General features: G+C 67.4%; 13 protein-coding genes. 10 read left to right on the forward strand and 3 right to left on the reverse strand.

Annotated features, from left to right (window positions below; genetic code table 11):
* Nucleotides 1–134: 134 nt before the first annotated feature.
* The 8 genes from ACIQCS_RS16350 to ACIQCS_RS16385 all read left to right on the forward strand — a co-directional run bounded on the left by ACIQCS_RS16350 (nt 135) and on the right by ACIQCS_RS16385 (nt 17,296).
* Nucleotides 135–2,030: a sodium:solute symporter family protein gene (locus ACIQCS_RS16350; RefSeq protein ID WP_345847109.1), complete on the forward strand. Its 1,896-nt coding sequence runs from the start codon at nt 135–137 to the stop codon at nt 2,028–2,030.
* On the forward strand, nt 2,027–5,062 hold the full coding sequence (locus tag ACIQCS_RS16355) for a GH92 family glycosyl hydrolase (RefSeq protein WP_345847108.1): 3,036 nt from the start codon (nt 2,027–2,029) through the stop codon (nt 5,060–5,062). Before ACIQCS_RS16350 ends, ACIQCS_RS16355 begins: the two co-directional genes overlap by 4 nt.
* Nucleotides 5,059–7,641 carry a glycosyl hydrolase 2 galactose-binding domain-containing protein gene (locus tag ACIQCS_RS16360; RefSeq protein WP_345847106.1) on the forward strand — a complete coding sequence of 861 codons (2,583 nt, stop codon included), beginning with the start codon at nt 5,059–5,061 and terminating at the stop codon, nt 7,639–7,641. Before ACIQCS_RS16355 ends, ACIQCS_RS16360 begins: the two co-directional genes overlap by 4 nt.
* Nucleotides 7,642–9,405 carry a hypothetical protein gene (locus tag ACIQCS_RS16365; protein ID WP_401531326.1) on the forward strand — a complete coding sequence of 588 codons (1,764 nt, stop codon included), beginning with the start codon at nt 7,642–7,644 and terminating at the stop codon, nt 9,403–9,405.
* 248 nt (nt 9,406–9,653) lie between these two features.
* Nucleotides 9,654–12,662: a TonB-dependent receptor gene (locus ACIQCS_RS16370; RefSeq protein WP_345847104.1), complete on the forward strand. Its 3,009-nt coding sequence runs from the start codon at nt 9,654–9,656 to the stop codon at nt 12,660–12,662.
* Nucleotides 12,663–12,842: 180 nt separating this feature from the next.
* Nucleotides 12,843–14,402 (forward strand): tryptophan halogenase family protein, encoded by a 1,560-nt coding sequence (locus tag ACIQCS_RS16375; protein ID WP_345847102.1) that lies wholly within the window; start codon nt 12,843–12,845, stop codon nt 14,400–14,402.
* A 13-nt stretch (nt 14,403–14,415) separates the two neighbouring features.
* A complete protein-coding gene (locus ACIQCS_RS16380) occupies nt 14,416–15,858 on the forward strand; it encodes a glycoside hydrolase family 125 protein (protein WP_345847100.1) in 1,443 nt (480 codons plus the stop codon).
* Between the two features lie 112 nt (nt 15,859–15,970).
* The gene (locus ACIQCS_RS16385) at nt 15,971–17,296 is read left to right on the forward strand and encodes an MFS transporter (protein WP_345847098.1); all 1,326 of its coding nucleotides are present in this window, start codon (nt 15,971–15,973) and stop codon (nt 17,294–17,296) included.
* On the opposite strand, the gene ACIQCS_RS16390 is transcribed toward ACIQCS_RS16385, so the two are convergent.
* Nucleotides 17,280–18,311 carry a Ca2+-dependent phosphoinositide-specific phospholipase C gene (locus ACIQCS_RS16390; protein WP_345847096.1) on the reverse strand — a complete coding sequence of 344 codons (1,032 nt, stop codon included), beginning with the start codon at nt 18,309–18,311 and terminating at the stop codon, nt 17,280–17,282. The two genes, ACIQCS_RS16385 and ACIQCS_RS16390, sit on opposite strands and share 17 nt — an antisense overlap.
* Nucleotides 18,308–20,350, reverse strand: a complete 2,043-nt coding sequence (locus tag ACIQCS_RS16395) for a phosphocholine-specific phospholipase C (protein ID WP_345847094.1) — start codon at nt 20,348–20,350, stop codon at nt 18,308–18,310. The genes ACIQCS_RS16390 and ACIQCS_RS16395 overlap by 4 nt, the downstream gene beginning before the upstream one ends.
* Before the next feature lie 119 nt (nt 20,351–20,469).
* On the opposite strand from ACIQCS_RS16395, the gene ACIQCS_RS16400 reads away from it, so the two are divergent.
* Nucleotides 20,470–21,225 carry a DeoR/GlpR family DNA-binding transcription regulator gene (locus ACIQCS_RS16400; RefSeq protein ID WP_345847092.1) on the forward strand — a complete coding sequence of 252 codons (756 nt, stop codon included), beginning with the start codon at nt 20,470–20,472 and terminating at the stop codon, nt 21,223–21,225.
* A 9-nt stretch (nt 21,226–21,234) separates the two neighbouring features.
* Here the strand turns inward: ACIQCS_RS16400 and ACIQCS_RS16405 are convergent, their stop codons facing one another.
* Nucleotides 21,235–22,446, reverse strand: coding sequence for a histidine-type phosphatase (locus tag ACIQCS_RS16405; RefSeq protein WP_345847089.1), 1,212 nt, complete (start codon nt 22,444–22,446; stop codon nt 21,235–21,237).
* A 200-nt stretch (nt 22,447–22,646) separates the two neighbouring features.
* Between ACIQCS_RS16405 and ACIQCS_RS16410 the strand changes: the two genes are divergently transcribed.
* The gene (locus tag ACIQCS_RS16410) at nt 22,647–25,499 is read left to right on the forward strand and encodes a TonB-dependent receptor (RefSeq protein WP_345847088.1); all 2,853 of its coding nucleotides are present in this window, start codon (nt 22,647–22,649) and stop codon (nt 25,497–25,499) included.
* The last annotated feature ends 91 nt before the right edge of the window (nt 25,500–25,590 follow it).

Below are 25,590 nucleotides of genomic sequence, written 5' to 3' on the forward strand. Positions count from 1 at the left end.
ATTGTCAATATTGTCGGGAAGGGCTTTACAAAAAATGTAATCGATTGCAAATCCGGATTCGCGCAACGAGTCCGGGCAGATAGCAAAGGTCCGGCGGGCGCCACGCCGGCGGGCTCGTTGGAGAGGGGGCAGGATTGACCGTTATCGATGGCGCGATCGTCGCCGCCTATCTCGTCGCAACGCTCGTCATCGCGCTGATGGTGCGCCGCCGCGCGGCGCAGAGCATCGACAGCTATTATCTCGGCAACAAGCGGATGCCCTGGTATCTGCTCTGCCTGTCCGATGCATCGGGGATGTTCGACATCTCCGGCACGATGTGGCTGACGACTTTGCTGTTCGTCTATGGCCTGAAGAGCATCTGGCTTCCCTGGCTCTGGCCGGTGTTCAACCAGGTCTTCCTGATGGCGTTCCTCGCGCTGTGGCTGCGCCGTTCGAACGTGCGTTCCGGCGCCGAATGGATATTGCTGCGCTTCGGGGAGGGGGCGGGGAGCCGGCTCTCGCATCTTTCGGTGGTGGTCTTCGCGCTGTTCTGCGTGGTCGGTTTCCTTGCCTATGCCTTTGTCGGCATCGGCAAGTTCATGGAACTGTTCATCCCGTGGGAAACGGTGGCGCCGCTGCTCGGCGGGATGACGGTCGATCCCGCGCTGGTGCCGAACATCTATGCGGTGTTCTTCACCAGCCTGGTCACGCTCTATGTCGTGCTCGGCGGCATGCCCGGGATCGTGTGGACCGACGTGCTGCAATTCTCGATCATGACGATCGCGGCGATCTTCATTGCCGGCCTCGCCATGACATTGGTCTCGCCGGACCAGGTGGTGGCGGCCACGCCCAATGGGTGGATGAACCCGTTCTTCGGCTGGTCGCTCGGCCTGGACTGGCGCGTGATCCAGCCTGAGGTCCAGTCCAAGATCGCCGCCGACGGCTATGGGCTGTTCGGCCCGCTGTTCATGATGATGCTCTTCTCGGGAATCCTGAAGAGCGCGGCCGGCCCCGCGCCGAGCTATGACATGCAGCGCATCCTGGCGACGCGCACCCCGCGCGACGCCGCGAAGCTGACCGGCTTCGTCTCCGTTGTCCTGATGCCGATCCGCTATCTGATGATCACCGGCTTCACGGTGCTGGCGCTGGTCTTTGTCGACCGGCTCGATCTGGTCTCGGGTGGCCGGATCGACTATGAGAGCATCCTCCCCGCCGCGATCCAGAGCTTCGCGCCGGCGGGGATGCGCGGCCTGATCGTCACCGGGCTGCTTGCCGCCTTCATGGCGACCTTCGCCAGCAGCCTGAATGCGGCGCCGCTCTACCTCGTGAACGACATCTATCGCCGCTACGTCAATCCGGGCGCGTCGCAGCGCCGGATGATCTGGATGAGCTACGGCGTGTCGCTCACTGTCGTCCTCATCAGCATGGGGATCGGCCTGTTCGTCGCGAGCATCAACGATGCGCTGCAGTGGATCGTGTCGGGCCTGTGGGGCGGCTACACCGCGTCGAACGTGATCAAATGGTATTGGTGGCGGTTCAACGGCCATGGCTATTTCTGGGGAACGGTCGCCGGCATGGCCTGCGCGATGACCTTCCCGTTCCTGTTCGGCGCGTTCCTGCCCGATATGGGTTCCGTCCTCGCGCTCTACCTTTTTCCGCTGGTGATCCTGGTCGCCGGGACGATCGCCATCACGGTGAGCCTGATGACGCCGCCGACTGACATGGCGGTGCTCAAGACCTTCTACGATCGGGTGCGGCCCTGGGGCTTCTGGGGGCCGGTGCACCGCGCGCTCGCGCAGGACCGGCCGGGCGTGCGGCCGAACCGCAACTTCCCGCGCGACATGTTCAACATCGCGGTGGGGACGATCGTCCAGACCAGCCTGGTGGCGGTGCCGATCTTCCTGGTGCTGAAGAATGTCCCGGGCCTGCTGGCGGCGCTCGCGGTCGCCTCCGCCGGAGGACTGACCCTGTGGCGCACCTGGTACCGCAAACTCGAGGACTGGCCGAGCGACATGGCGCGGCCGGATGCAGCGCCGGAGATTGCGCGATGATCCGGCGGACAGGCATGCGGCTCGCCGCCGCGGCATTGCTGCTGGCCGTCGGCGCGGGCGCGCGCGAGGCTCCGGTGGCGGCGACCCCGGGCGAGGATCCAGCCGCCTATGTCGATCCGCTGATCGGCACCGGCGGCAACGGCCATGTCTTCCCCGGGGCCACCGTGCCGTTCGGCATGGTCCAGCTCAGCCCGTCGAACGATCGCAATGGCTGGAACTGGACTTCGGGCTATCATTATTCCGACGGGGACATCAAAGGCTTCGCGCACACGCACATCAGCGGGGCGGGTCTGTCCGCGCTTGGCGACATCCTGCTGATGCCGACGCGCTCGCCCTCGACCGACGCGGGCTCGGCCGAGCATCCCGGCTCGGGCTATCGCTCGCGCTTCTCGCATGCCCGCGAGCTGGCGCGGCTAGGCTATTACCGCGTCCATCTGGACGATCCGGACGTCGATGCCGAGCTGACCGCCGCCATGCGCGCCGGCTTCCATCGCTATACCTATCGGGGCGATGCACCACGCTATGTGGTGATCGATCCGACGCACAGCGTCGGGGACCACGCCTATCGCACCGAGGTCGAGATCGTCTCCGACCATGAGATCCGTGGCTGGAAGCGCGCGATCAGCCAGTCCTCGGGCGATCGCTCGGTCTTCTTCGTTGCGCGTTTCTCCCAGCCCTTCGCCAGCGCGCAGCTGACGGAGGACGACCGCCCCGTGGCCGGGCGGGTGCGGACGGGGCGCGCGATCAAGGCGCTGGTGCAGTTCGCGCCGGGCGGCGCGGACGGCGTCGAGGTCGCCGTGGCGCTGTCGCATACCGGGCAGGCCGGCGCGCAAGCGAATTTCGATGCCGAGGCGCGCGGGCGCGGTTTCGACGCGGCGCTGGCCGACGCCACCCGGCTCTGGCAGGAACGCCTGTCGCGGATCACCATCGAGGGGGATGTGCGGCAGAAGCGGCTATTCTACACTGCGGCCTATCATGCGGCGATCGCGCCCAACCTGATCTCCGACGTCACCGGCGCCTATTATCTCGATGGCCGGGTCCGCCAGTCGCGCATCCCGCAATTCAGCAATTTTTCCACCTGGGACACCTATCGCGCACTGCATCCGCTGCTGACGATCATCGACACCAGGAAGGATGGCGAGATCGTCGCCGCGATGGTGTCGCGCCATGCCGATCAGGGCATGTTGCTGCCGAGCTGGGAGGCCGTCGGCCACGACAATCGCGTGATGATCGGCTACAGCATCGTCTCGCCGATCGCCGATGCGGTGCTGAAGGGCATTCCCGGCGTCGATCCCGAAGCCGCCTATGCTGCGATCCGCGCCAGCGCGTTCGACACGACCAAGCACAGCAACGTCTATGACGCGAACGGCATGGCGGGCTATCTGGCCTATGGGTTCGTGCCCGCCGACGTGGCGAGCTCGGTCTCCAAGACCACCGAGCAGAATTACGAGGACTGGGCGATCGGCCGCGTCGCGGAGAAGCTCGGCAAGCATGTGGACGCCGCGCGCTTCGCCGCCCGCGCGACCGGCTGGCGCCAGCTCCATGACCCCGCGACCGGCTATCTCCTGCCGCGGCTGGCCGATGGCAGCAGGGTGCCGGTGCCGATGGACACCTGGGACACGCTGAACCGGCACTATGTCTCGGGCAATATCTGGGCCTATTCGGCCTATACGCCGCACGACATGGTCGCCGCCATCCGGCTGCACGGCGGGCGCGAGGCCTATGCGCGCTGGCTGGAAGGCATCTTCACCGATACCCGGCCGATCGGCGGCGAGCAGCATGTCGACATCTCGGGCTTTATCGGCCGCTATGCCCATGGCGACGAGCCGGGCCACCATATGGCCTGGCTGTTCAATCTCACGGGCGCGCCGTGGTTGACCCAGCTCTATGTGAACCGCCTGATCCGGGAAATGTATGCCGACCGGCCGGACGGCCTCGTCAACAACGAGGATCTGGGCCAGATGTCGGCCTGGTACGTGCTGGCCACGCTGGGCTTCTATCCGGTGGCGCCGGGCGACCTGACCTATCAGCTCGCGGCACCCCATCATCGCCGCGCGACCATCAAGCTGGAGAGCGGGAGGCGCTTCGTCGTCGAGGCCGACAATCTGACGCCGGAGAATATCTTCGTCCAGTCGGCGACGCTCGACGGCAAGCCCTATCCTCATAGCTATATCCGCCACGACCGGATCATGGCCGGCGGCGTGCTGCGTTTCGAGATGGGGCCTAAGCCGAACCGGGCCTGGGGAAGCGATCCGCGCGACACCAGCCTTGGGGCATTCGACGACAAGGCGCCGGTGGAAGTGCCGCATCGCGCGGCCTGGGCGCCGTTCGATCCCGACGCCTCGGCATATTTCGCGGGCGCGCGCACCATCGCCCTGAAGACCGCCGAGCCGGGCGCGGAAATCCGCTACACGCTCGACGGCCGCGCGCCGGATGGACGGTCGCCACGGTACGCGCGCCCGCTTCGGATCAGCCGCGACACGGTGCTGAAGGCCGTGACGCTGCGCCAGGGGCTGGTGGCGAGCACGGTCTTCGAGAAGCACTATGCCCGCGCCGCTACCGCCGGGCTCGGGCCCGGCTATCCGCGGATAACGATCGCCGAGCCCGACATGCCTTATGGCCGGGCCGACGGCGCGCTGCTGATCGATCAGCAGCGCGGCACGCGTTTCTACGGGGACAAGAAATGGTCGGGGCGGCTGGGCGACATCACCGCGACCATCGACCTGGGCAGGTCGCGGCCGGTGCGCAGCGCGACGATCGGCTATCTCGACGATCCGATGAACGGCATCCTCGTGCCGCGGCGGATCGAGATATGGGCCGGAAACCAGGCCGGTGTGCTGGCACTGGCGGGGGCGCGCGACATCGCCGCGCCGCACGCGATCCGGCAGGCGGTCGATCGGCTGCGGATCCCCGTGCGCGGCAGCTTCCGCTACTATCAAGTCCGCGTGCTTTCCGCGGGCACCATGCCGCCAGGCCTCAGCCCGCCCGGGCGCAAGGCTTGGCTGTTCCTCGATGAGATCCTATTGCAATGACCGGTTCTGCCGCGGCCGCCGCCGCACCTGACGCGCTGCGACGGCGCATTCCGCTTGCCGAGAACTGGGTGTTTCGTCGCGCCGGCGATACGGCCTGGATGCCGGCCCGCGTGCCCGGCTCGAACTTCACCGACCTGCTGCGCAACGGCGTGATCGAGCCGCCGTTCGCGCGCGATGCCGAGCTTCGGCTGCAGTGGATCGAGGACGAGGACTGGGAATATAGCTGCACGTTCGACGTGGCGGACGAGGATCTGGCGGCGGACAGCGTCGCGCTGGTCTTCGAGGGGCTGGATACCTGTTGCTCGGTCGTGCTCAACGGCGTTCCGCTGCTGCGGGCCGAGAACATGTTCTGCGTGCACCGGGCCGAGTGCCGGGCGCTGCTGCGTCCGGGCGGCAACGAACTGGCGATCCTGTTCAGGTCGCCGGTTGCGCTCGGCGCCGAGCGGCGCGCGCGAGAGAGCGTGCTCTATCCGGCGGAGAACGACAAGACCGCGGATCACGCCAGCGTCTATGTGCGCAAGGCGCCCTATCATTTCGGTTGGGACTGGGGCCCGAAATACGTCACCTCGGGCGTCTGGCGGCCGGTCTGGCTCGACATTGTCCGCACGGCGCGCATCGCGGAACTGCGGCACGAGATCGTCCGCCTGTCGCCGGAACGGGCCGAGCTGGCCTTCACCGTCGAGATCGAGGGACAGGCAGGCGGCGAGGCCTGGCTGGAGCTGACGTGCGACCGGCCCGATGTGCCTCCCGTCCGGCACTTCGTGACGCTCGCACCGGGCCTGCGGAAGCACCGGATCGCGGCGATGGTGGACGATCCCCGCCTCTGGTGGCCCAACGGCCTGGGCGAGGCCTATCTCTACGGCTTCACCATGCGGCTGGTCGATCGGGAAGGCGCAATCGATGCCGCCGCGCAGCGGATCGGATTGCGCACGGTCGAAGTGGTCAACCAGCCCGACGCGCATGGCGAGTGTTTCTATCTCAAGGTGAACGGCCGCCCGGTGTTCATGAAGGGGGCCAACTACATCCCGCAGGACAGCTTCCAGGAAGCGGTCTCGCCTGAGCGCCATCGCCAGCTGTTTCGCGATACCGCGGACGCCAACATGAACATGCTCCGCGTCTGGGGCGGCGGCGTGTACGAAAGCGACCTGTTCTACGATCTCGCCGACGAGCACGGCATCCTGATCTGGCAGGATTTCATGTTCTCGTGCACGCTCTATCCCGCGGACGCGGCCTTCCTCCGGCTGGTCGAGGAAGAGGCCGCGCAGGCGGTGCGCCGGCTGCGGCATCATGCCTGCCTGGCGCTGTGGTGCGGCAACAACGAGATCAGCCTGGGCGTGGCCCATTGGGAATGGCCCGAGAAATTCGGATATTCCGCCGCGCAGTTCGCCGCGATGGTGGCGGGAAATGCGCGGCTGTTCGACGAGCTGCTGCCGGATGTCGTCGCCCGGCTGGATCCGGGTCGCTTCTATTTCCCGTCATCGCCGATCGGGCACTGGAACGATCCGGCCGACGACATGCGCGGCGACGGCCATTATTGGGGGGTGTGGCACGGCGAGCTGCCCTTCGCGACCTATGGCGAGCGGCTGTCGCGCTTCATGAGCGAATATGGCTTCCAGTCCTATCCGCTGCTGGACTCGATCCAGCGCTTCACCGCGCCCGAGGATCGCGTACTCGGCTCGCCCGTGCTCTCGGTGCACCAGAAGCATGCGCGGGGCGATGCGATCATCGGCCGTTTCGTGCGCGAGGCCTTTGGTGAACCGGCCGGCTTCGAGCAGTTCTGCTACCTCAGCCAGGTGCTCCAGGCGGACGGACTGCGCGTCGCCTTCGAGGCGCATCGGCGCAACATGCCGATCTGCATGGGGTCGCTCTACTGGCAGCTCAACGATTGCTGGCCGGCCGTCTCCTGGTCGGGGATCGACTATTACGGGCAGTGGAAGGCGCTGCACTATCAGGCCGCGCGCTCGTTCGCGCCGGTCCTGGTCTGTGCCGAGGCGCATGAGGGCGGGTTCCGCATCCATGGCGTGTCCGATCGGATGGAGGATATCGCGGCCGAGCTGGTGGTCGAGCTGGTCGATTTCGACGGCATCGTGCTGTGGCGCGAGGCGCGCGCCGTCCGGCTCGGCGCGAACGAGGCGCGTGCGCTGCTGCTGGTCTCTGCGGATGACCTGCCGGCGCTGGATCGCGGGGCCACGCTGCTGACCCTGAGGCTGGTGCGCGAGGGCGAGACGCTGGCCGCGAACATCGTCCATCCGGAAGTGCTCCACGCCTCGGCACTGCCCGAGCCCGGGATCGAGATCGAGCTACTGGGCCCCGACGCCGTGCGGATCAGCGCGCGGCGGTTCGCGCGGGCGGTCCATGTCGCGGCCGCCGCTCTCGATGCATCGGGGGGGAGCCTGAATTTCGACGACAATTTCTTCGATCTGCTCGCCGGGGAAGCGCGAGTGGTGCGGGCGCGCGACGGCCGCCGGTTCGATCCGACGACGCTCCGGGTGACTTCGGTTCGGGGCACGCATGCGATCGCGCCGGCCCCGGCCGTGCTCGAGGAACCGGTCCAGCGGGCCGCCGCAGCGGAGCGCTGAGTGGCGCGCGCCCGCATCCGCGCAACCTTGTGGGGCGGCACCGCATTCGCCGTCGCCCTCGCGCTTGCGTTGCCCGGATGCGCGGCGTTCGCTCGGGCGCCGCAATCTGCGGACGCGCCATTGGCGCTCTCGCCGCCGTTCGCGCTCGGCGTGGAACAGTTGTTCGCCTGGAAGGCGGCCGGTCCGCTCGCCGATGCGCGCAATGTCTCGCGCGTGCCGCTCGCCAGCCGGATGCTCGATCCCGGACCGGGGCCCGATCCCGCTGCCAGGCTGGACCCGAGGGTCCGCGTGCTGTTCGCGCCGGACGGGATGAACAATTTCGCCAATTACCTGGTGCCGCAGCGCCGGTTCAATCTCTACACCTTCACGCACTGGGCGCAGATCGACGTGCTGTCGTGGTTCGCCGGCGCGGCGGAGCACAATGTGATGATCCCGGCCCGGCCCTGGGTCGACACCGCGCATCGCAACGGCGTGAAGGTGATCGGCACGGCATTCTTCGCGCCGCGCGCCTGGGGCGGTTCGGCGAAGACGCTCAAGGCCTTTCTGCGCGAGGATGGCGAGGGCCGCTTCCCGGCGGCCGATCGCCTGGTCGAGATCGCGCGGCACTATGGCTTTGACGGGTGGCTGATCAATCAGGAGACGGACGTCTCGCCCGAGCTTGGCGGGTGCATGGCGCGGTTCATGGCGTATCTGACGCGGATCGCGCCACCGGGCATGGAAATCCATTGGTACGACGCGATGCTGCCCGACGGCCGCGTCCAGTGGCAGAATGCCTATGACCCCCGCAACGCGGCGTTGCTGCAGGATGGCGCGACGCGCGTGGCGGACGCGATGTTCCTCAACTACCAATGGACGCCCGCCGGCCTGCGCGCGGGCGCGGCGCTGGCGGAGGCGAGGGGGCGTGACCGCTACGCGCTGTTCATCGGCGCCGATCTCTGGCCCGCCCGGGACAATGCGCAGCGGGCGTTCGGCAACAAGAGCTGGCTGCGCGACTTGCGCGAGCAGGGGGACGGGCCGGCGCTGGGCTCGGTCGCGCTGTTCGCGCCGAACTTCAACTTCAACGCCGGCGGCGAATTCGGCGATTTTCGCGCCGATCCGCGCGATGTGAAGCACTTCTACGACGGTGAGACCCGCCTGTTCGCCGGCGATGACCGCAACATGGCCACGGGCAATTCCACCGAAGCGATGCGGACCGGAGCGTGGGAAGGTCTGGCGGCGCTGGTGCCGGCCCGCTCGGCGATCGCGAAGCTGCCGTTCGAAACCAGCTTCAACACCGGGCACGGCCTGATCAATGCCCGGGACGGGGGCGTCGTCGGCGGTCCGTGGCACGACATGGCGCGGCAGGACCCGCTCCCGAGCTGGCAATTCGCCCATAGCCCGGCCGCCCGGCTGGAGATCGGCTATGATTTCCGGCGCGCCTGGCAGGGCGGCAGCTCGCTGCGGGTGCTGCCCGCGGCGGCGTTGCACGCCCCGGCCGAGGTACCGCTATTCCTCACCAACCTGTCGATCGGCGCGCGGACCGGGCTTTCGGTCACCGCGATCGCCCCATCGCCGGGCTATGCGCTGCGCCTGACGATGGCCGATGGCAGCGAATCACTTCACCCCCTGGCCGCCACGGGCGCGTGGCGGGAACGCCGCTGGTGCCTCGGGCCACTGGCCGGGAAGGCGATACGGCGAATTTCCCTCATGATCGAGCGCGGATATCCCAAGCCCTTGAATCTAGGGAAGATAGCCATCCAGGGTCGCTGTTCTCCCGCAGGGTAGGAAACCGGTGTCAGTCATTCGGTCCGGCTGCAATAAAAGCGTTTGACAAAGGAAATGTAATCGATAACTTTGTAATCGATTACATTTGGATCGTCGAACCGGAGCCGGGCGGATGCGTCAAGGGCAGGGTCAAGGCGAACGATGGAATCGGGGAGGAAATGGCGGCTAGCGGTCAACGCGCCGCCGGCTTGAAAGGGAGAGGGGCAATGGCCTTTTGTCGCACTGTCGGGAGCGCATCCAGATCGGATATGCTCCGCAACGTTCTGCTGACCACTACCAGCCTGGCAATCGTCACGATCGTGCCGCTGGGGGTTGCGCACGCGCAGGAAGCGCGGCCTGAAGCGGCCGCAACCCAGGAGGAGGAAGGCGAGGCCATCCTCGTGACGGGATATCGCGCGTCGATCCGGGAAGCCCTGCGCCAGAAGCGCGATGCGAACGCGATCGTCGAAGTGATCACGGCCGAGGATATCGGCAAGTTCCCCGACAAGAACGTCGCCGACGCGCTGCAGCGCGTGCCCGGCGTGGTCATCACCCGCGATGGCGGCGAGGGCAAGACGGTGAGCGTCCGCGGCCTGCAGGCCGGCCTCACCCTGACCCAGCTGAACGGCAACTATATCGCGTCCTCGGAGACCAACGACGAGGCCACGCGCTCGTTCAACTATGTGCTCCTGCCGTCGAACATGCTGTCCAGCGCGGAGCTGTACAAGACGCCCGAGGCGCGGATCGACGAAGGCGGCATCGGCGGCACGGTGATCCTGAAGACCCGGCGTCCGCTCGACCTGCCGGCCTGGTCGGGTTTCGTGACCGCCGAGGGCACCTATTCCGACACCAGCGCGAAGGTCGATCCGCAGCTTTCGGGCATGATCTCGTGGCGCAACGAAGCCGAGACCGTCGGTTTTCTCGTCGGCACCACATGGCAGCGGCGCACCAACCGCAGCATGGAGGTCAGCACCGAAAGCTGGAACTGGTATTCCGACAACAACGCGCGGAGCGCGGTCGACGTCAACGGCAAGGCGCTCGATCCGCAGCCGTCGAAATGGTGGGGCGGCTCGGGCTTCAACGACCAGAACGGCAAGCATTATTCGGATTTCTTCCTGCCGACCTCGGTCAATTTCGCGGTGCGTGACGAAAAGCGCGAGCGGCTGGGCATCCAGGCGACCGCGCAGCTGAAGCCGTTCCACAACCTCACCCTGACCGCCAATTACTTCCGCTTCGATCTGAAGGGGGATTATGCGCTCAACATGCTGAAGATCCCGGAATGGAATCTTGCCCGGGTTTCGTGGGACGGAAATTACGGGGGCGGCAGGCTGCTCAACGGGCTCACGCTCGATCCCAGCGGCACCATCGCGACCGGCGCGGAATATCGGAAGCTCGCGGGCCGGACCTATTATTGCAACGAAACCCAGGCCGCGGCCGGCGGAAAGCCCTCGGGCGGCTGGGGCCCCGACGACTGCACGATCCCTACGCCGCAGCTCACCGGCGGCTATAGCCGTGAGAAGGCGCTGTCGCAGACGGTCGACTTCTCGGTCGATTGGGAGAGCGGTCCGTGGCGCGCCACTCTGGTGGGTGGCCGTACCTGGTCCGAGGGCGGTCCGTCGTTGAACTTCCGCATGTCCGCCAAGCCCCGTCGCTTCGTCAACGGCGCATGGCAGATGGGCAACGGCCTCAGCGCCTGGAATCTGACGGGCACGCCATCGGCGACCTTCTCGCCGGACCTCCAGGACAATCTGCGCGCCGGGATTGCCGAGATCGATCTGGGATCGACCGATTCCTCCTGGAAGGAAACGTCGATCTCGCAGAATTATGTCCAGGCCGACGTCACCAGGCAGTTCGAAAGCTCGTGGCTGCAGTCGATCCAGGCCGGCGTCAAATATCGCGACGGCAAGGTGCACCGCAACACCGGCAACACCTTGTGGTATTGCCCGGGAACGACCACGCGCTACCAGAATGGTTGCGATGCCCAGGCGTCGACGGCGCGTCCGGAATATTTCTATGCCAAGGCGCTCGGCCATATCGAGGGTGGCTTCAACGCCAATGTTTTCCCGGGGATCGATTTCCCGGCCTATCTCGCGCAGCTGAAGGCGCGTTACGGTGATGCGGTTCGCTACGAGGAACCCGATTTCATCTACAATGTCGGCGAGAAGATCCTCTCCGGCTATACGCAGCTCAACTTCAAGGCGGACCGCATCCGCGGCAATATCGGCCTGCGTGTCGCCCGGACCAAGCAGCATGCCGAGTCGACCGACGCGATCGAGCGCTTCCTCGACTATTTCGTGGATGGCCCGGGCGGCACGCCGCAGCCCTGCACGACCGAGCCGGGCTGCGAGAGCGGTTTCCTCAAGAACGAGATCAAGGAGAAGACTTTCGAGCTCAACACGCTGGACAAGACCTATACCGACTTCCTGCCCAGCCTGAACTATGCCGTCGACCTGACCGACCGGCTGGTGCTGCGCGGCGCCGTTTCCAAGGTCATCTCGCGGACCGGCTATACCGACATCGCCTTTCCGGGCGCCCTCAACTTCGTCTCGCAGGAATATAGCTCCGATCGCAGCGCGGCGGGTGGAAGCACCGATCCGGGCTGGACGGGATCGGGCAGCAACAAGGATCTGAAGCCGTTCGAGGCGTGGCAATATGACGTCGGCCTGGAATGGTATTTCCACCCCGGCTCGGTGGTGGGCGTCGGCCTGTTCCGGAAGGATGTGAAGAACTTCATCGTGCCGGTGACTCGCGACCAGCAGGTGACGATCGGTGGCAATACCGTAACGGTCCGCAATTTCTCGACTTCGGCCAATGGTCGCAACGGCGTCTCGAAGGGTATCGAGCTCTATGCCCAGCACACGCTGGACTTCGGCCTCGGCTTCCAGGCGAACTTCACCTACAACGACACCAACATGGCCGCGGTCATGCTGGACGGGAAGGAAATCGCCAGGTCGCCGCTCGTCGGCAGTGCGAAGACCCAGCTCAACGCCACGGTCTTCTACGAGAGCGACAAGTTCCTGGCGCGCGCCTCGTACAATCGCCGCGGCGAGCTGGTGGGGGGCCTGCACAACGGGCTCAGCATCTATTCCGAGCCCTATCAGCAGGTCGACCTGAACGTGGCGTACAACATCACCAAGCGGCTGATATTGAGCGCGTCGGTGCTGAACCTGACCAAGGAGGAACAGCGCGCGCATCTGGGCAACGACACCAAGGCCCGGCTGTGGACCAACAATTATTCGGGCCGTATCGTCTATGGCGGCGTGACGTATAAGTTCTAGGTCATCCAGTTCCCCTCGCGTCCGGCGGGTGCGAGGGGGATTTCCGAAGGGCGGGATCATGGTCGTGCCGGCGACGGGGCCGGATGCCGTCATGGCCCGATGCGGCGGTGCCGGCGCAAGGACCGGCGATCGTCGCCCGGGCAGTCCATCGGTCGATGCCGGGGAGGGGAGTTTGCAGCGATGAGCACCGACAACCGCATCAGGAAGCTGGTCGTCGTGGGCGGCGGCAGCGCCGGCTGGATGGCGGCGGCGGTGCTGGCCACGTATCTGGGACGCGGTACCTCCGTCCGCCTGATCGAATCGGAGGAAGTCGGCATCGTCGGGGTGGGCGAGGCCAGCGTCCCGCACATGAAGACGTTCAACACCGAGATGCTGGGCATCAAGGAAGTCGATTTCGTCGTCGAGACCCAGGCCAGTTTCAAGCTCGGCATCCAGTTCAACGACTGGGCGCGGATCGGCGACAGCTATGTCCATGGCTTTGGAAAGATCGGCCAGGGCATCGGGCCGTTGCCGTTCCACCAATTCTGGCTGAAGCAATATCTCGCCGGACGCGCGGCGGAGATCGGTGCCTATTCGCTGCAGACGGTGGCGGCGCCGCTGAACCGGTTCATGCCGAGCCCCGCCAATGCCCCGGAAGGCTCGCCGCTGGCGGATATCGCCTATGCCTATCATTTCGACGCGAGCCTGTATGCGCGCTTCCTGCGGAACCTGTCCGAGCGCCGGGGCGTGCAGCGCACCGAGGGCAAGATCGTCGAGGTGATCCGGCGCCCCGAGGATGGTTTCGTGGAAGCGGTCGTGATGGAAAGCGGCGAGCGCATCGAGGGCGAGCTGTTCGTCGACTGCTCGGGCTTTCGCGGCCTGTTGATCGAGCAGGCGCTCGAGACCGGCTATGTGGACTGGACGCATTGGCTGCCCTGCGATCGGGCGATGGCGGTTCCGTGCGAGAATGCCGGCCCGCTCACGCCCTATACGCGCGCCACTGCGCGCGGGGCCGGCTGGCAGTGGCGCATTCCGCTGCAGCATCGCTGCGGCAATGGCTATGTCTATTCCAGCCAGCACATCAGCGACGACGAGGCGGCGGCCACGCTGCTCGCGAATCTCGATGGCAAGGCGCTCGCCGATCCGCGTCCGCTGCGCTTCACCACGGGCATGCGCCGGAAGTTCTGGCACAAGAACGTCGTTGCGGCGGGCCTGGCCGCCGGCTTCCTGGAACCGCTGGAATCCACGAGCATCTATCTGGCCCAGTCGACCATCCAGCGCCTGATCGGCCTGTTCCCGAACCGGGATTTCGATCCGCTGCTGGCCGAGCGCTTCAACCGGGAAACCACGTTCGAATGGGAACGGGTGCGCGACTTCATCATCCTGCACTATCACGCGACCGAGCGGGGCGACACGCCGTTCTGGGACCATTGCCGCACCATGTCGGTCCCGGCGCCCTTGCAGGAGACGATGGACCTGTTCCGCGGCGATGGCCGCTATTTCCGCAACGGCGAGGATTTCTTCGCGCTGCCGAGCTGGGTGCAGGTGATGCTGGGGCAGCGCATCGTGCCGCGCGGCTATCATCCGATCGTCGACGAGATGCCGGAGGGCCAGCTGGCCGCATATCTCGAGCAGACGCGCGAGGCGCTGGCGAACTGCGCCGAGGCCATGCCCTTGCATCAGGCATTCATCGACGGGCACTGCAAGGCGCCGCCGGACCGGGTTCAGGCCGGCGCAACGCCGCATATGATCAAGGCATAGGGGAGCTTCGGTAATGGACATCACAAGGCGAGCGGTGCTCGCGGCCGGCGGCGGGATCGCGACTTCGGCGATGCTGGGCCGGGTCGGCGTCGCCCGGGCAGCCGGGTTCGCCAGCAAGCGCCCGCCGGTTGCCGAGCGGCGGTTCGTGAACCAGGCAGTGGAGCGCGAGATCGCCCGGGTTTCCGGGATGATCGCCGACCCCGAACTCGCCTGGCTGTTCGGCAACTGCTACCCCAACACGCTCGACACGACGGTCGCGATGGGCACCGTGGAGGGCAAGCCGGACGCCTTCGTGATCACCGGCGACATCCCGTGCCTGTGGCTGCGCGATTCGGCCGCGCAGGTCCGCCCCTATCTCCACCTGGCGAAGCAGGATGCCGGGTTGCGCGAGCTGTTCCGCGGATTGATCGGCCGCCATGCGCGGTCGGTCCTGATCGATCCCTATGCCAATGCCTTCATGCACAATCCCGACGAGAAGACCTCGCTGGTCTGGGCGAAGGAAGACGATACGGAGATGCGGCCGGGCGTCGCCGAGCGGAAATGGGAGATCGATTCGCTCTGCTATGTCGTGCGCCTCGCTTATGGCTATTGGCGCGAGACGGGGGACAAGGCCCCGTTCGATGCCACCTGGGCCGAGAGCGCCCGGGCGATCGTGCGCACTTTCCGCGAGCAGCAGCGCAAGGACGGGCCCGGCCCCTACAAGTTCCAGCGCACCAACAAGCAGCCGAGCGAGACGCTGCAGGCCGGCCTCGGCCTGCCGACCCGCAAGGTCGGGCTGATCCATTCGGCCTTCCGCCCCTCGGACGACGCCTGCATCTTCCCGTTGTTCGTGCCCGCCAACCTGTTCGCGATGACTGCCCTGCGCGAGTTGGCGGCCGTGGCGAGCGAGGCACGCGGCGACGCCGCGTTGGCGCGGGACGCGGCGGCGCTGGCGGATGAAGTCGAGCAGGCGCTCGCCCGCCACGGGGCGATGACCCTGCCGGACGGGCGCGAAGTCTGGGCCTATGAAGTCGATGGCTATGGCAACGCGCTGTTCATGGACGACGCCAATGTGCCTTCGCTCTCGGGTCTGGCCTGGCTCGGCTGCGTGTCGGCGAACGATGCGCGCTGGCGGCGCACGCGCGATGCGGCGTGGAGCCCGGCCAATCCCTGGTTCTTCCGCGGCAAGGCCGGCGAAGGCATTGGCGGGCCGCACCAGGGCGAGGACTTCATCTGGCCGATGTCGCTGATCGTGCGGGCGCTGTCCTCCGGCGACGATGCGACCATCCTCGCATGCCTGCGCACCTTGAAGGCTACCCATGCCGGCACCGGCTTCATGCATGAGGCATTCCACAAGGACGACGCCGCCAAGTTCACGCGTGACTGGTTTGCCTGGGCCAACGGCCTGTTCGGCGAACTGATCCTGCACCTCGCCCGGACCCACCCCAAGCTCCTCTCCGTCCCCTTGGCCGGGTGAGCGCGCCAGGAGGGGGAGCGCGCGCCCGGATGGGCTGAGCCCGGGTTGGTTACGTGGCTTGTCACGCAGCCGACCCGCGCCTGTTATATTCGTTCCGCATAGGCCTGGGCCCATGGGTATCGCGGGAAATGCACAGGCAGGGCCGGCAACCTGGCCTGTCTTCTACAGATTGGCCGGCACGGAATTGTGGGAGCGTTTCTCGCTCCACGGCATGAAGGCGTTGCTGACGCTCTACCTGGTCCGGGAGGTGCTGGCCGATGGCGCCAGGCTCCCCTGGGGCATGGCGGGGCTGCGCGCGATGCTCGAGACCCTGTGGGGGCCGTTGTCTCCCATCGCCTTGGGGTCCAACATCTATGGGCTCTACGCGGCGCTGACCTATTTCGTGCTGCCGCTGGGCGGCCTGGCGGGCGATCGCCTTGTCGGCCGGCGCGCGGCGGTGGTGGCCGGCGCGGTGCTCATCGCCTGCGGCCACCTCCTGTTGACCGACCCCTATCTGCTGCTGCCGGCGCTGCTGCTGCTCATCCTGGGCACGGGACTGCTCAAGGGCAATCTCGCCGCGCAGGTCGGCGAGCTCTTCCCCGCGCCGGACGGCCGGCGGGACCGGGCGTTCGCGATCTATCTGGCCTTTCTCAACATCGGCGTGATGCTGGGGCCGCTGGTGTGTGGGCTGCTCGCCCAGGCGCTCGGCTGGGGCTATGCCTTTGGGGCCGCAGGCGTCGCCATGCTGGCCGGGCTCGGCCTTTATCTCACCATTCCGGCCACGCCGCAGCGCGTGCGCGCGCGCCCGGCGCCGGGGGAGGACCGCGCCTATCGGCCGGTGACGGCGATCGGGGCGATCCTCGTCGTCATCCTCGCCTTCTGTGCCTATGAGCAGGTGTCCAACATCTTCCTGCTATGGGTGGCGGACGCGATCCGCCCGACGGTCTGGGGACTGCCCGTGCCGCCGGCCTGGTTCGCCTCGGCGGACGGCGTCTTCACCATCCTGATGGTCATCCTGACGATGCGATGGCGATGGCTCGCATCGCTGCGGGACTGGGATCGGCTCGCCATGGGCTGCGCGGCGATCATGCTCGGCTATGGCCTGCTCGCGCTGGTGGCGGGAACGGGGCTGCGTTCGACGGCGGGGCCGCTGGCGGTGCTGCTGCTGCTCGATCTCGGCGTGGCGCTGGTCTGGCCGGCGGGGCTGGCGATCATCACCGGCGCGACGCCGCAACGGCTCGCGGGCGTGATGGTCGGCATATTCTACCTGCATGGCTTCTTCGCCAATCTGGTGGTCGGTTCGCTGGGCGCCCTGTACGAGCGGCTGCCGGCGGCGACATTCTGGGCGATCCATGCCGGCATCGCCGGAAGCGCCGTGCTGGTCTCGCTGGCGCTGCGGGCATTTGGCGGCGAGAAGCGCGGGTTTCGCTTGCCCTGGCGCCTCAACACCGCGCGGTGACGGGATCGCAGCGCACCAGGACCCCGCCCGGCAGCGCGGCGCGATAGGCGAGCCGTTCCGGGTTGGTGGCGCCTTCGTACAGGTCGCTGCTGACCCATTGCGCGCCCGAGGCGATGGCGGCGTCGAGCCGCCGGCGATCGGCGGCGCGCGCTTCCTTCAGGCCCGCATCCGCGCGAGTGCGGACGATAAATCCGGCGCGGACGAGTCGATGGATACGTTCGCCCTCCGCAATCGGGTCCTGGATGTTGAAAACCGCCGCCTCGTCCGCATCCTCGGGATAGAAGCCGAACATCGCCCGGCCGCGCAGCGACGGATGACCGACGCGATAGGCCTCTTCATGCGCCGTGCTGCCGTCGAGCACGAACAGGAAGCGGCCGGCCGCCCGCGCCAGGCTCGGCCAGCGGCGCGCGGTCGCCGCGGCGCGCAGCGTCGGCAGCGTGCGCCGAACATCGTCGGGCGTGACGAGCCGCTCGCGTCCGATCTCCGCCAGGATGTCGGCATCGAGCGCGGCCAGGTTGCCGGCATCGAAGCGCGCGCCGCCGGCGTCCCCGGTGTTGATCAGGACCATGACCGGCCCATGGCCCGGATGCCGCTCCGACCAGTGCCGCAGAGTCGCCAGGCACAGGCGGAGGGTCAGGCAATGAGTCTCGGTGTCGAAGCCGGGGATGTGCAGCACCTTGGCGCCCGGCGCGGCCATGATCCGGCGGCTCTCGGCATCGGCGCTGCCATAGGGAGCGGCATAGGCGCCGCCCGCAGGATCGGGCGCGACGTCCAGCTCGAGCTGGCGCAGGCCGAGGGCAAGCTGCGCCTCGAGCGGCGGATGGCCATAGGCAAGGCCCGCCCATTCCGCCGCACCGGCACCGGCAAGCCGGGCGCGCAGCTGCGGCGAAGGATAGGGGCGATAGCTGTTGTGCGAGCCGATGAGCTGCACCTGGTCGAGCCGCAGGTCGCCGCGCGGCGCGGAAGCCGCCCCCGTACCGGCGACGAGCGCCAGCAAAGCCAGCGCGCGCATCATGCCGGCGCTCCCGTCATCGGCTCGCTGATGCCCGGCGCGCCGGTTTCCCAATGCCCGGCGAGCCCGTGGACGGTGCCGTCGCCCGCCTCGACGCGCACGTCATACCAGCGATGCGCGGCCAGCACCGCCAGCTGCACCGTCGCTTCCTCCCCGGGGGCCAGGCGAAGCCGACTGCTGCTCGGGGCGGCGTGGCGCGAGGCGATGCGCAGGTCCACCGGCGCCGTATCGCGATTGGCGAGATGGACGTGCGTTGCCGCGCCGACGCGCTCGGCATGGCTGGTGAAGCGCGTGCCCGTCATGATCGAGCGATGGAAACCATTGGGACCGGTCACGGTGAGCGTGCGCCGCGCGGCGATGTCGACGGGCCAGCTGTCGTCGAGCGACCGGCCCGCGCCCACGGTATAGTGGCGCGGGCCGTGATCGTCGCCGCTGCCGGTGACGCAGAATACCGCCGCGCGCGTGCCGCGGTTGCGGAAGGTCAGGCGCAGCCGGTCGGCCTCCCAGCGCGGCTCCACCTGGAGATCATAGGGCAGGGCGCGGGCCGGGCGCGTGCCCGGCTCCTGCCGGGCGGGCGGCGGTGCCTCGGCCACCACCGGCTTCGCCTGGCGGCAGGCCGCATCGCTGGCGGCGACATAGCCGTCCACGGGCGGCAGCGCCGCGAGCCACGCCATGTCCCGGCGCGCGGCGGGCGACAGATCGAAATCGAACATCGACAGCAGGTCGCCGCACACCGCGCGCCGCCATGGGCTGATATTGGGCTCCAGCACTCCGAAGCGACGCTCGAGGAAACGCAGGACCGAAGTGTGGTCGGCCAGCTCCGAATTCACCCAGCCGCCCCGCGTCCATGGCGAGGCGATCAGCATCGGCACGCGCGGCCCCAGGCCGACCGGCTGGCCGCGATAGTCCTCGCCGTCCAGCGCGACCGTGCTCGCGCCCATGCCCGGCAGCGTGGCCGGAAGCGGCGGGCTCATATGGTCGAAAAAGCCGTCATTCTCGTCATAGTTCAGGATGAAGACGGTCTTGGCCCAGACCTCCGGATTGGCGGCGAGCGCGGCGATGAGCCGGGCGCTGAGCGCCTGGCCATAAGCGGGCGGCGCATCGGGATGCTCGCACATATGGAAGGGCGCGACGATCCACGCCACTTGCGGCAGGCGGTCCGCCGCCACGTCGGCGGCGAAGGCGCTTACCAGATGCTCCCCGCGCGACGTGCCCGCGTTCGCGCGCGTCGATCCCTCCACCCAGGCGCGCGCCGCCGCATATTCGGCGGTCTCCTTCCCGATCCCGCGATACCGGGCGAACAGCGCCAGGGGATTGTCGCCGTAATTGTCATATTCCTGATAGAGCTTCCACCGGACCCCCGCAGCCGAGAGGCGGGCGGCATAGGGCGTCCAGTCCAGCGCATGCGCCTTCGGATCGTCGCGGCCCATATCGGCGGTCTCGTTCGGATCGACGCCGTCATTGGAGACGATGAACGCGCCGTCGCGCCCGACGGTCAGGCCGCTGGTGCCGGTCCAGTGATAGAGGCGGTTGGGCCCGGTCGGCCCGTGGACCGAGCAGTGATAGGCGTCCGCGATGGTGAACTGATCGGCGAGCGCATAATAATAGGGCAGGTCGGCCCGCGTCATATAGCCCATTGCGAACGGGCCCTTCTCGGGCATCCAGACGTCCCAGTCCTTCCACCGGGCGTGGCTTCCCTTCCAGCTGTGATCGAGGCTCTGCAGGCAGCCGGCGGCGGTCGCGCGGGTATCGAGATGGAAGGGGCGGACGATCGCGCCGCCGTCCTTGTCGTCCTGCCGCTGCTCCCAGACGGTCCGGCCCGAGGGCAGCATGGCCGGGCGCGGATCGGCGAAGCCGCGCACGCCCCGCAGCGTGCCGAAATAATGATCGAACGAGCGATTTTCCTGCATCAGGATCACCACATGCTCGACATCCGCGAGCGTGCCGCGCGCGCGGACGGGCATGGCGAGCGTCGCGGGCGCGGCAGCCAGGGCGCCGGCGCTGGCCACGAAGGTGCGGCGGTCGATATGAGTGCTCTTCATGACCGTCGATTGCCCGATCTTGATTACATCCTCGCGTAATCCGATCGATTGTTGACCATTTCCCGGCGGGCGCTAGCTTGCCGCCTTCGAGCGTTCGACTTCCCAACCATGGAATGATGATGAGCAAGCGTTTTCGCCGGCAGCAAAGGCTGCTGGAGCTGCTGGCGGCGGGCGATGTGTGGAGCGTGCCGGCGCTTTCCAAGGCGCTCGACGTGTCCGACGAGACGATAAGGCGGGAGATTCGCGCACTCGAGCCCGGCGGCCAGGTGACGCGCGCGCACGGCACGGTGCGGCTGGCGCGGGTGGAGACCGAGGGATCCTTCGCCGTGCGGCTCCAGCGCAATGCCGATGCGAAGCGCCGCATCGGCTGTGCCGTCGCGCCGCTCGTGGCGGATGGGCAGACGATCTATATCGATGCGAGCACGACGGGCCATTATGTCGCGCAGGCCCTGCGCGATCATCGCGACCTGACGGTCATCACCAATGCGGTGGGGGTGGCGACCGAGCTTGGCGGGCGCAACGGCAACCGGGTGCTGCTGGCCGGCGGCGAGATGGACTATGACTATCGCGCCTGTTTCGACCAGACGGCGACCGACTATCTGTCGTTGTTCACCCCTTCGCTCGCCATCATCTCGGTCGAGGCCATGAACCTCGATCACGGCTTCACTTCCTATCATGCCGGGGAGGCGCGGGTCTGCCGGCTGATGGTATCGCGGGCGCGAAGCGTGCTGATCGCAGTCGATTCCTCGAAATTCGGGCGGCACGGCACGCTGGCCGTCGCGGATTTCCAGTCGGTCGGCATCGTCGTGGCCGATTGTCCGCCGCCCGATGGCTATGAGGCGGCGTTGACCCGCACGGAATGGGTGGTCGCCTGAACGGCGCGATCAGTCGGCCAGGCGGCTGCGCAATATCCGCGCGAAGCGGCCGGCCGGGCAGAGGCGGGCGCACCCCGCCATCCTCAGCGAACCGATCGACACCGCCGTGCCGCCTTGCCGCAGCACCTGGGGCGACTGCGTGCGATAGGAGAGGCGGATGAAGCGCCGGCCCGATTTCCGGTCGCGCAACTGCTCGACCAGGATCGCGCCGCCCGGCGGCACGTCGTCGGTCGCATAGCCGGGCGCGCTCAGGCTGGTCCGCAGGGCCGCCGCGAGCGCGGTGACGTTGGTGTCATGGCCCATCAGCACTTCGATGCGCGGGCCGGCCGGATCGGCGAGCGTCTCCAGCACATGCCGTCCGAGGATCGCGGCCTGGTGCGAGGCCATGTACGGCGAGCGCGTGAAGACGTCGAACAGCGCGGCATGGAGCGCGCCGAGCCGGGTGAGCGCCGCGGGATCGGCACGCCCCCAGCCGGTGTCGCGTAGCGGCAGTCCCTCGACATATTGCAGCAGCAGCACCTGCGCGATGCCGGAGGTGTCGCGGATCGGCCCCTGCAGCTCGATCCCCCGGCCATCGGGCGCGGGGCGGACCTGGGCCGGCAGGTTCGGCGTGCAGCCCATATCGCGCGGGGCGCATCCCAATATGCGGTCGAGCAGGGCGATCGCGGCGGCGTGCCGTGCCGTGAGCGCCGCCGCTCCGCCGGTGAACCGCTCGATCGCGGCCACGGCCCGGTTCGCGTCGAAGCGGGTTGCGCCGGCGCGCAGGGGCTCGAAGATCGGATCGATCTCCCCCGCCTTCAGATGCTCCGCCGCGATTCCGCAGCCCGGGGCAATGCCGCGGCCATAGGCCTCGCCGCTGGCGATCGTCCGGTCGGAGACGTTGGTCCGGATGCGGATCGCGCCGGGCGCCGCGCAATTCCGGGGCAGGACGCGCTGGGCGACGAAGCGTCGGCGATCGGCGGCGGCGACCGTCTCGAGCGCCCGGATGCCGTGCGGCGTGAGGCGGCTCTCCGCCACCGGCCAGTGCGGCCATGGCGCGGCGGTGCGGGTGCGCTCCGGCACTTCGCCGGCGAGCGGCGCGCGGATGCCATGGCGCATCACGATCACGACTCGCTCGACGGCAAGCCCCTGGGGCCGTGCGGGGGCGGAAAGGGCCTGGCCGGGAAGCAGCATGGCGCCGCCGGCGAAGAGGATGAGCGCGGGGCGGGGCAGGCGAATCATTCGCGAGCTCATGCGGCCTTGAAGGGTCAATTTGATGACATTGCGCGCGATAGCCGAATGAAATCGATTTGATCCCCAAGGATACGGTCAAAAAATAACTGATACGGTCATTTTGTCATCAATGCGTAATTGGCCGCCCCTAGCGGGCCGGCGGCGGTGGACGAGATACCGCCGCGATCCAGTTCCTTTGGGGGTAAGCAATGATGACCATTTTCCCGGCACATCTTCGCGCGCTGCATCTTCTGTCCGGCACGGCGATGGCGCTGCTCGCCGCCGGCCCGGCCTGGGCGGCGCCGGCCGGCCCCGAGACGCTCGCTCCGGCCGATCCCGTTCCCGCGCCGGCGGCGGATCAGGACCGCGGCGGGAACCGCGACAAGGACCGCATCGAGAAGCAGGACGACGACGACATCGTGGTGAACGGCCGCCGCCATGCCATTCAGGACACGCAGAACGAGCAGATCCGCAGCTCGTCGCTGGTTTCGATCATCTCGGGCGAGGAACTGCGCGCGCAGCCGCAACAGAATCTGGCCGATCTGCTGACGCGCATGCCCGGCATCAACGCCTCGGTGGACCAGTCGCGCAATGCGGCGGCGACCGGAGAGGCGCAGTACCTGTCGATCCGCGGGCTCGATACCGCCTACAACGCCTATATGCTCGACGGCGTGCGCCTCGCGCAGACCGACGCGCGCACCCGCGCCATCTCGATGAACCTGTTGTCGCCCTTCTCGGTCGCCGAAGTGCGGGTGAACAAGGCGCCGACCGCGAATTTCGACGGCGACGCGATCGCGGGCGTGCTCGACCTGCGCACCGCCTCGGCCTTCAACCTGCCGGCGGGCCATGTGCAGATCCGTGCGCAGGGCCAGGTCGCCGGCCGGGCCGCGGCGCGCGGGCAGAATCCCTGGGGCGGCACCGCGCAGATCGAAACGGCGCAGCGCCTCGGCAATCTCGGCATCTATGCGTCGGTCTATTACGGCCTGAAGCACACGCTGGGTGAATCGACTGCGATGCAGCACGACTGGGAGAAGTACGACAACAAGATTCCCGGAATGATCCGCGACAATCTGGACAATATCGCTCCGCGCGGCGTGCAGTGGAATGTCTTCCGCAACCGGATCGAGCGGCTGGGCGGCACGCTGAACCTCGACTGGAAGGGGGACGATCTCGACCTCTATTCCTACACCACCTATGGCCGCTACAAGCTCAAGAGCTGGATGGACCAGACCGCGCTGCGCCAGACCGATCTCGCCCCCGGCCAGATCAATCCCAATCCGGGCAATTCGGGATCCTATGACGCGGCGGGCTTCCGCGCCGATTACGGGCTGACCGCCACCCATTATTTCCGCACCGAACACTCCAACCAGGAGCTGTTCTCGACCAAGCTGGGCGGCCAGTCGCGCCTCGGCAACCTCACGCTCGACTATCGCGCCGCCTATTCGCGCGGCGAGCAGGATTATCCGCTGCGCGTCCAGTCGGGCTTCGCCGGGAAGCCCTATATCGGCACTGCGGACAATAGCGGCCTGGCGATCACGCGGATGGTGACCAGCATCGGCGATCGCACCAGCCCGCAGGTGGTGCTGACCGACGCGGCGCGCGCGGCCCTGCTCAATCTCTCGACGCTGAAGCAATGGTATGTGACGCAGCAGTTCGAGAATACCTGGGAGCGGCGCCTCGAGGGGCAGCTCGACGCGACCTGGAAGCTGGGCGACCAGGGCCTCGAATCGATCGCCGCCGGCGCCAAGGCGGAAGGGACGAAGCGTTATGCGAACAGCCTGGGCGATGACGGCGCGCTCCAGTATTTCTTCCCGCTGGCCAACGGCAGCAACGCCCCGCGCTACAACGCGCAGGGCCCGTCGGTGGCGGACATTCCGGGCGAGATGCTGGGCGGCTTCATGCACAATTCCGCCCAGGTGCCGATCAAGCTGCTCGATACCAAATATATCGAGGACCAGATTCGCCGCCTGTCGACGCCGAAGCTCGCGGGCCTCAACCCGGTCAAGCTGAAGGAGAACCGGCTCGACGGCAAGGAGCAGCGCATCGGCGCCTATGCCATGGCGACCTTCCGTGCCGGCGACCTGACGGTCATCCCGGGCGTGCGCTTCGAGCATAACCGCTTCGAGGGCACCTATTGGCAGAGCAACGAGAAGACGGGCAACGGCTTCGTCACCACGGCGCGCAGCTACAACCAGTGGCTGCCGAGCGTGGTCGCCAGCTATCGCCCGAACGATCGCGTCGTCTATCGCGCTTCGGTCCGCCGCAGCTATTCGCGCCCGGCCTTCGACCTGCTGCTCGGGCCGACGGAGGTCTCGCTCAGCGACGACGGCACCTTGTCGGTGTTCATTCCCAATCCGAACCTGGACGCGCAGACGGCCTGGAACGTCGATGCGTCGATCGAGCTGAAGGGAGAGGGCACCGACTTCTTCTCGATCAGCCCCTATTACAAGCGCATCAACCATGTGCTGTTCTCGACGGGCACCACCAATGCGGGCGGCGATCTCAACGTCTGGGGAACCAGCAGCCCGATCAAGGTGAACGGCGTGGAGACCTCGACGCTGGATACCAGCGGAAAGGGTGACGTCTACGGCATCGAGCTGGTCGGCCGGTACAGTTTCCGCGATCTGCCGGGCCTGTTCGACGGGCTGGGCGTTGGCGGCAACATCACGCTCCAGCGCGCCCAGGCCAAGGTGTTCGTGAACGGCCAGTGGCGGGGCCAGCGCATGCCGCAGGCGCCGCGCATCATGTATAATGTCGAGCTGTTCTACAATCATGGCGGCTTCCAGGCCGCGCTCAACTACAATTATACCGGCGACAAGCTGTATGACCTGCGCTCCAGCCGGCCGGATACCTATGTCCAGCCCGTGTCGAAGATGAACCTGATCCTCGGCTATACCTTGGGAGAGCATGTCTCGATTGGTGCGTCGATCGAGAACCTGCTCAACGCCCATACCTATTGGGCGACCACCAGCCAGCGCCAGGCCTATCTCTCCAACGACCGCAAGGGCGGCTATATCGAAACCGGCCGGGTCTATTCGTTGAACCTGAGCTACAGTTTCTAAGCCCGCCGTAACGGACAGTGAGCCGCCCCTGGGTGGCTCACTGTCCGTCTCGTTTCATGGGGCCGTGGGATCGAGACGCTCCAGCCGCCGG

The organism is Sphingomonas sp. NPDC092440 (assembly GCF_044754985.1).
Taxonomy (GTDB): Bacteria; Pseudomonadota; Alphaproteobacteria; order Sphingomonadales; family Sphingomonadaceae; genus Sphingomonas.

What these genes read in the sequence shown, in the direction of transcription:
- ACIQCS_RS16355 (WP_345847108.1), top strand. Translation starts at nt 2,027, where the DNA reads ATGATCCGGCGGACAGGCATGCGGCTCGCCGCCGCGGCATTGCTGCTG.
- ACIQCS_RS16360 (WP_345847106.1), top strand. Translation starts at nt 5,059, where the DNA reads ATGACCGGTTCTGCCGCGGCCGCCGCCGCACCTGACGCGCTGCGACGG.
- ACIQCS_RS16370 (WP_345847104.1), top strand. Translation starts at nt 9,654, where the DNA reads ATGCTCCGCAACGTTCTGCTGACCACTACCAGCCTGGCAATCGTCACG.
- ACIQCS_RS16375 (WP_345847102.1), top strand. Translation starts at nt 12,843, where the DNA reads ATGAGCACCGACAACCGCATCAGGAAGCTGGTCGTCGTGGGCGGCGGC.
- ACIQCS_RS16380 (WP_345847100.1), top strand. Translation starts at nt 14,416, where the DNA reads ATGGACATCACAAGGCGAGCGGTGCTCGCGGCCGGCGGCGGGATCGCG.
- ACIQCS_RS16385 (WP_345847098.1), top strand. Translation starts at nt 15,971, where the DNA reads ATGGGTATCGCGGGAAATGCACAGGCAGGGCCGGCAACCTGGCCTGTC.
- ACIQCS_RS16390 (WP_345847096.1), bottom strand. Translation starts at nt 18,311, where the DNA reads ATGATGCGCGCGCTGGCTTTGCTGGCGCTCGTCGCCGGTACGGGGGCG.
- ACIQCS_RS16395 (WP_345847094.1), bottom strand. Translation starts at nt 20,350, where the DNA reads ATGAAGAGCACTCATATCGACCGCCGCACCTTCGTGGCCAGCGCCGGC.
- ACIQCS_RS16400 (WP_345847092.1), top strand. Translation starts at nt 20,470, where the DNA reads ATGAGCAAGCGTTTTCGCCGGCAGCAAAGGCTGCTGGAGCTGCTGGCG.
- ACIQCS_RS16405 (WP_345847089.1), bottom strand. Translation starts at nt 22,446, where the DNA reads ATGATTCGCCTGCCCCGCCCCGCGCTCATCCTCTTCGCCGGCGGCGCC.
- ACIQCS_RS16410 (WP_345847088.1), top strand. Translation starts at nt 22,647, where the DNA reads ATGATGACCATTTTCCCGGCACATCTTCGCGCGCTGCATCTTCTGTCC.